The sequence below is a fragment of the Rhodoplanes sp. SY1 genome (assembly GCF_046000175.1).
Taxonomy (GTDB): Bacteria; Pseudomonadota; Alphaproteobacteria; order Rhizobiales; family Xanthobacteraceae; genus Rhodoplanes.
Window position 1 is genome coordinate 1 of record NZ_JBEOMB010000455.1, and the last position, 501, is coordinate 501.

Consider the following 501-nt stretch of genomic DNA (forward strand, 5'->3'; position numbering starts at 1 on the left):
GGCGCCTGGACGCCGGTGAGAGCGCCGATCGCGACCAGGGCCGAGAACCCGACCGGGACGACGGTCCAGGGCGAGACGTGGGTGCCGAGGAAGAGGCCGACGGCGAGGTAGAACAGAACCTCGAACTCCAAAGACCAGCCGACATAGATCACCGGCATGGAACCGGTCCAGAAGGTCGTGAAGGACAGCGATTGGAGCACGTTGTCGAGCGTGCCCCAGCCGTCGCGCGGCCGGAACAGGCCCGGAGCGCCGATGATCAGCGCCAGCATGGCGAAGGTCGCGCACCAGTAGATCGGCGCGATGCGCTCGGCGCGGTGGAGCAGGAACCGGCCCCGCGACACGCCCGACCGGGTGACCGTGTAGAAGATGATGAAGCCGGAGATCGCGAAGAACAGGTCGACGCCGACGAACCCGTGCTGGAACACGCCGAAGATCACCGAGTGACGATCGACGAAATAGGTCTCCCCGGTCCGGAGCCCGTGAAACAGGACCACGGCCGCT

1 protein-coding gene is annotated in these 501 nt (G+C 66.7%); it reads right to left on the reverse strand.

Translation table 11 applies throughout. The features are described 5' to 3' along the window. Window positions 1-501: acyltransferase family protein (locus ABTU92_RS30320; protein WP_408095238.1), on the reverse strand; the 501-nt coding region annotated here is incomplete at both ends.